The sequence below is a fragment of the Paenibacillus gyeongsangnamensis genome (assembly GCF_027533625.1).
Lineage (GTDB): Bacteria > Bacillota > Bacilli > Paenibacillales > NBRC-103111 > Paenibacillus_G > Paenibacillus_G gyeongsangnamensis.
The window spans coordinates 21,098-26,216 of sequence record NZ_JAQAGZ010000045.1; the positions used below are offsets into that span (position 1 = coordinate 21,098).

The window sequence follows — 5,119 nt, forward strand, 5'->3', positions numbered from 1 at the left end:
TGCAATGCTCTTACGCGCTCAGGAGTTCGACGCGCTGGGCTTTGTTTTTGCTCACTTTTGAAGCCTCCACCACCACCTCCGAAGTTTTCACTCGTTTTTGTTTCGGGTCGCGCAGCTTGAGGACTCGCGCATTCTCGTAACGTGTTCCGTCTTTCCAAACTTGAATTTCGCTGAGATCGTACGGGTCAAATCGCACTTGTACTTTTTGTCCGGCCAGCACGGATGCCACTTCGTAAGATTGACCGAGTAAGGAGATACAACCGGTTTTGTCCACTTTTCTCGTGTCCTCGAGCAGAAACACTTCTACCAGCTCGTGCGGCGGCATCATGCGAATCGGGTGGTCATCCTTTTGGTATCGGTCGAGCGGGCGCTGCTTAAAGCTGTTATGAACCTTTTGGTGGTAGGCGACCTCTAGCCATGCAGCAAAGAATCGGTTCAAATCGGTTAGGGTCTGAATCTTGCCTTGCTCGATCAGATCATAGGCCTCGGGTACAAAGCTTTGGTCGACGAACCGGAAGAATTTTTCTTGTTTACCGCGTCCTTGGGGGCGTCCGGCTTTCGAGTGGCGAAGCTCCGTACCGAGTCGACCGCAAATCCGCTCGAAGTGGTGAGACGAGTAAATGGCGCCGTTATCGACATAGATCATTTCTGGAATCCCACACTTCAGGATGGCCTTCTTGAGGCAATCTTCTAATCGCGGCACGCGTTCCTCGAAGTAGAACTGTCCGTGCACACAAAACCGGCTAAAATCATCCAAGAATACAACGAGGTACGCCATGGCCTTCTTACCGGGCCTGTCCGGATGCGGCAAATACAAGGTATGCTGCACATCGCCTTGCCAGATGGCATTGCGATGCGTCGCTTCAAACCGACGAAATGAACGTCCGTCACTTGCAGAGAGTTGCTTCCGGGTGACGCCACGTTTGCGGAGTTGTTTGCTGAGTGTACTCTCCTTCAGCACGCCGGGAGCGACGTACTGGGCTAATTCCAAAATCGCGATGATCTGGCGAACGCTGCGGCCGGGATGTTCTTGCTTGAGCGCGATGGCTATGTGCAGCACATCGCCTTGAATTTCGCGAGATTGCAGCTTATCCGCCCGTATCGACGGCAGCAGTGCTTCCCAACCGCCTAAGCGGTAGGCTTGGACGTATCGTTCCAATGTACGTAAACTCACTTTCTTCTGTTCACCATCCGGGTACATATATACATGACCCGAAATCTCCCGCATCAAGGACATTTGCTCACCTGCCTCAAGTTTTCGACTGACGAGTGGCGCGATCAGTCCATAACGGAAATTGGCAGTCGCTTGTCGTTGTTGTTCATCCATATTCATGCTCCCCTCAGTAAGATCTCGGATAGTATCCCATGAAGGGCCTGGACTTGGGGAGCATGCATATGTTGTGGGATGATGATCGGTTGAGAGGGGAATTGGATCAACCAGGATCATTTTTTCAGGCGAAAGGGCTTCGCCGACAAAATTGGCGGTCAAGTTCGGAGCTCATTAGAGGAGATACTCCCGAGGTATTTTGGCATTTAGGAACGTCCAATAGCCCCGGAGACGAGAGAGTCTCGGGGCATAACGTTGTACTAATTGTCCAAACCAGATCCATGTATCCGCTGGCTCTACAGCAACAGGCTTAGGATGCATCCGCAGCAGGTCTTCCTCACATCCTGCCTTCACAAGCTGGCTGGCTATCCATAACGATGTCGCTGCTACCTTAGCTGTTTGCTGTTTCCACCAGCGTTTTACCGTGCTTGGAGAGAGACCAATACGCGTGGAAACAACGGCCCCAGCGATCCACCCAAGGGATTTTCCTTGCCGTTTCCGAACGATCACCGATTCGCGAACCCATGTGGTAAACCGTGCCCAAGGGATGAGGAAATCCGGCAACAGCGAAATGGTTGTACCACAGCTTGGGCACAACCATCGGTAGATCGGGATATGGATATGTTCGCTTTTACTTGTAACCCAGCGGAAATAACGGCCATGCTTATGAAGTTTACGGTTGCAATTCTCGCAGCAAAGCTTCACATCGGGACCTTGCTCCTTGTACAGACGCAAATAAGCCTTGCAAGAACGGCCAAAAGATAGTATTTTATTCACAGAACGTTATTGTATGCTCCCGAGTGCCTCGCCAAAGGTCGGGGGCATTTTCTTTTTATCCACAAGAATAGCCTAATCCTCCGTCATTGTACAGAAGGGATTAGGCTATTGTCGGCAGTATATTCGGTTTGGCTCCGCCAAACCGAATGGCGAAACCATGACTTTTTCCCGACATATATTTAGGCGGCGAACACCTTAAATTTATCACTCAATTTGTCATCATTAAAACTATTCGTGTACTTCATAAAATGAATAAAAAACTTATTTAAGTGGTTTCTCGCATGATGTGAGTGACCAAAATTTGGCGGGCAGAATGACATATTGTTGGACGGTTGATGGTGTAGAGCTTCAGAGCAGATCCTTAAAAAAAATTTTTTTTGAAGATCGGAAAGATGCCTGCACGATTTTTTTACATCCTCCAACGCCAATTTTTTTCTATTTTTAAAGTAAACAAGCTATTCATTTCCCCCTGAGATTATCTAATACTCCATTATTTTAATTCCGCTCCATTCACGTTCATTATACTTTTTACCGTATCCAAATGTCCCAGTAAAAATAGGTTTATTTTGATCATCCCACATGAATTTCATTACAAAGTTACCAGTGTTAAGATGTCCTGTTTCTGCTGGATTTGTTTCCTCCATCCAATAGCCATATATACTGCTATCAGAACTAATAAAAACTCCACGCAGTTTTCCTCCTTTTGCCCAGTTATAACTACCATCATACCTTGTACCCGAAATATTTTTCTGATGTTCAAAATCATAGTACGGAAATGGCATTTTTTCAGTTATATTGCTGCTATTTAGATTAATCAAACCCCAAGGAGTTTTCCATACCCCATCGATTTTAGGTGATATACCAAGTGTTTTAATTCCTGCCATTTCCACATTGAATAAAGTTTCGAATCGGTTTCTTACCCTTAATGCATCTTCAGCACTAAGCTTCCAAGGATCGGCTTTTAAACAAGCTTCTATTGCATCAAAATCGACGTATGGAAGGTTTAGCTTTTTTACACACTTGTAAAAAGCATCCCCATGTTTGGCGACATCTTCCTGAAAATATTTCTCCCACACATAAAATGCTATTCCTGCAATGCCCCCAGCTACCGCTAATAATAATGTTTCTGGGGTTACTCTGGCTTCAGGAAAACTTATTGACGTACACTGAGGAATGTAACTTATATTTCTGCTCTGCCAAATCCCTGTTAGATCTCTTTGCCTTGTGTAGTGTCCTGAATAAGGATCAAAGTTGTTTATGAAATATGGATTCCAGTCCACATTAAAGTTTGGATAATACCTGTTAAAGTTTAGATAATACATATTACTAAAACGCCTCCTTTTCAATTTGTTATTCAATTTATGAGGCATTTACCTAGATAGTGCAAGGCCCCTTGAAAACAACAAGGGTTTTGACATTTTAATCAAAAGCCTTGCCCGAGAAACAATATATTGTTAAATATCCAGTGTCATACGGGGGGGGGATGATAAAAATGAAAATTCCTGTATCGCTTATATATCAAGGAAATCCGAGTATCTCACCTGTAAATTTTTTATCGCAATAGACGATAAAAATCATATACAATAGGGTTTTTCTAGGTGGGGGTATATTAGGTAGAATCTGCTCTTAGGGAAGGCATCAACACTTATAATGTCACCCCTTTATAGCATAATTCTTTCCGGATAACATATATTTATTCAAATAAGTGTTTAATAATAACACTTAAAGTAGATACTGAAAAAGTAGAATATTTTTGATTTATATTTATGTACGTTTGGAGGTAATACAATTGTCTAAATTATTTCAATTGCTAGTAGTACTGCTGTTTGCCGTAGCATTTTTTACAGTTCCAACTCAGGATGAGTATTCTGTATGGTTAAAGAGTAAGATAAAAAATGAAAGTAATAACAATTTCTTTGTAAATATGGGCGTTAATTTACTTGGAGATGCGATAATAAAAAGAACAACAGTATGTAACAATTTCATTGTGGCTTCATATTGTCGAACAAGTTTAGACTCAAATAACAATATCTCTGCAATTGGGGCATACAATAGATTTGTACTGATTAATGATAAATGAAAGACCGAAGATCCGTGTTTTCAATGGTCTTCTTTTATTTTATTAGTATCTAGGTAAAAACTAAGTTTTTTTGTTTTGCATCTGATAGAGGCGGATTTCGCTGATTTTAGAAGTGAAGTAAGAGGACAATTTAGCAAAGATTAAGAAATTATAACAGAGGATATGTAAAATACAGATATTAAGCTATCCAAAATGGGTAGCTTTTTTCTTTGCATTTGATGGTATAATGTACCAAATGGGACAAAGGGAAGTTGGTTTGAATGGGAATAGCAGTTAGCTTCAAATTACTTAAACTCGAAGGAACCGTTGCTACATATGGTTATGGTAAGGATTTCGATAATTTTGATGGTGTCATCAAGATAGATTTATGTAGGCATTCTGGTGATGATATTACAGTAGAAAACGAACAAGACATTAGATTTGACATTGTTACTCCCTGTAAAAGTGAGTGGAAGGATTACGGATTGGCAGGAAGGGTATTTGTAAGGATATTTAGGCATTACAAGGAACATAGCAATTATCCCGAAAAGGGTAGTCATTATGCAGGGTAACAACAATGTAGGTTCAACGAAGCTATTTTTCAAGATGAGGATGCGTTTAACAAAATAATGATTTTATCGTAAAACGGAGGAAAAATAATGCTACATAGAAACTAGACAGAAAAAAAGGAGTTTCTTAGTTGTATGACGACCAGTAGAAGGAAGTTTACGCCGGAAGAAAATATAATGCTACATAGAAACTAGACAGAAAAAAAGGAGTTTCTTAGTTGTATGACGACCAGTAGAAGGAAGTTTACGCCGGAAGAAAAGGCCCACATCGTACTGGAAATTCTGAAGGAAGAAAAGTCGGTTTCGCAGCTCGCTTCAGAGCACGGCATTCATAGCAATGTCCTGAATCGGTGGAAATCAGAAGCGGTTCAGAACCTCTCGCAATTG

The 5,119-nt window shown here is 42.1% G+C and carries 6 protein-coding genes; 3 read left to right on the forward strand and 3 right to left on the reverse strand.

The window, feature by feature from the left end:
• Nucleotides 1-10: 10 nt before the first annotated feature.
• The 3 genes from O9H85_RS36045 to O9H85_RS36050 form a co-directional block, all read right to left on the reverse strand.
• Entirely contained in the window at nt 11-1,327 is a 1,317-nt protein-coding gene (locus tag O9H85_RS36045) for a DDE-type integrase/transposase/recombinase (RefSeq protein WP_269886170.1), read from the reverse strand.
• A 174-nt stretch (nt 1,328-1,501) separates the two neighbouring features.
• Nucleotides 1,502-2,104 (reverse strand): DUF6431 domain-containing protein, encoded by a 603-nt coding sequence (locus tag O9H85_RS38130; protein WP_409348263.1) that lies wholly within the window; start codon nt 2,102-2,104, stop codon nt 1,502-1,504.
• Nucleotides 2,105-2,583: 479 nt separating this feature from the next.
• Entirely contained in the window at nt 2,584-3,426 is an 843-nt protein-coding gene (locus O9H85_RS36050; protein ID WP_269886171.1) for a hypothetical protein, read from the reverse strand.
• Between the two features lie 467 nt (nt 3,427-3,893).
• On the opposite strand from O9H85_RS36050, the gene O9H85_RS36055 reads away from it, so the two are divergent.
• From O9H85_RS36055 to O9H85_RS38135, 3 genes are all read left to right on the forward strand, one after another.
• Complete coding sequence (locus O9H85_RS36055) at nt 3,894-4,184, forward strand: hypothetical protein (protein ID WP_269886172.1); 291 nt, start codon at nt 3,894-3,896, stop codon at nt 4,182-4,184.
• Nucleotides 4,185-4,444: 260 nt separating this feature from the next.
• Nucleotides 4,445-4,735, forward strand: a complete 291-nt coding sequence (locus tag O9H85_RS36060) for a hypothetical protein (RefSeq protein WP_269886173.1) — start codon at nt 4,445-4,447, stop codon at nt 4,733-4,735.
• 219 nt (nt 4,736-4,954) lie between these two features.
• A partial coding sequence (locus tag O9H85_RS38135) for a transposase (RefSeq protein ID WP_409348189.1) occupies nt 4,955-5,119 on the forward strand: 165 nt, incomplete at its 3' end.

Bases quoted from the DNA above. Each gene is read 5' to 3' on its own strand.
- O9H85_RS36060 (WP_269886173.1), top strand. From the start codon at position 4,445: ATGGGAATAGCAGTTAGCTTCAAATTACTTAAACTCGAAGGAACCGTT.
- O9H85_RS36045 (WP_269886170.1), bottom strand. From the start codon at position 1,327: ATGGATGAACAACAACGACAAGCGACTGCCAATTTCCGTTATGGACTG.
- O9H85_RS36050 (WP_269886171.1), bottom strand. From the start codon at position 3,426: ATGTATTATCTAAACTTTAACAGGTATTATCCAAACTTTAATGTGGAC.